Source organism: Kineococcus siccus (assembly GCF_009906795.1).
GTDB lineage: Bacteria > Actinomycetota > Actinomycetes > Actinomycetales > Kineococcaceae > Kineococcus > Kineococcus siccus.
Genome location: NZ_JAAALN010000420.1, coordinates 1 through 860, shown reverse-complemented (window position 1 = coordinate 860; position 860 = coordinate 1). Strand labels below are relative to the sequence as shown.

1 protein-coding gene is annotated in these 860 nt (G+C 78.6%); it reads right to left on the bottom strand.

The annotated features are described in order from the left end of the window. The coding region (locus GTR02_RS21925) for a GNAT family N-acetyltransferase (RefSeq protein ID WP_166609574.1) at positions 1–635 on the bottom strand (635 nt) is incomplete at its 3' end. Between the last annotated feature and the right edge of the window lie 225 nt (positions 636–860).

The window sequence follows — 860 nt, the reverse complement described above, 5'->3', positions numbered from 1 at the left end:
GGCGGGGGCTCCGTCGCGGTGCGCGCGAGCGGGACCTCCTCGGCCGCGACCACGGGCAGCGGCTGGGTGTCGGCGGAGCTGCGGGCCAGGCGCTCGCGCAGGGAGCGCCGGTGGGCCAGGACGTCCCCGGTCGGGTCCGGCACCACGGCCGCGTCGACCAGCAGGCGGCGGCGCAGCACGGGCAGGGCGACCGCGCGGCGGACCACGACGGGCGCGAAGCCCAGCTGGGCCATGTACCGGGTGTACTCGCGGTCGCCCGGGGCCACGGTGCAGCACAGCTGCTCGGCGCCCTCGGCCTGCGCGAGCGTCGCCGCCCGGGCCAGCAGGGCGCGGGCCACGCCGCGGCGGCGCGCCTGGGGCAGGACGTGCAAGTGCTCGATGCTCGGACCGGTCGAGGTGGCCAGCGGCAGCAGGGGGGCCGCCGTGAGCAGCGCGTAGCCGGCGGGGCGGTCGGCGACGGTCGCGAGCAGGACCCGGACCTCGTCGCCGTCCAGCGCCCGCAGCAGCCGTTCGCGCAGGGCGTCGGCGGCGGCGCCCCCGTCGTCCTGCCCGTGCCGGGCGGAGCGGTAGAGCGCCAGCAGGTCGTCCACGTCGGCGCTGTTCGCCTGGCGCACCTGAACGGCAGCACGTGCCACGTCGTCCTCCTCGAACGTCCGGGCCCCCGCTACCGGTCACCGCACTCGCGGCTGCGTCGGAACATAGCGGCCCACGAGCACGGGGGGAAGATCGGCCCCGCGCGTCGCCGACCGCCTCAACCGCCCGTCGTGCTCCGTGACCTGAGCGTGACCGCCAGCCCGCCGGGCCGCGCCCCACAGCGACGAGGACCCACCGGCGGTGCCGGTGGGTCCTCGGGCGGGGAC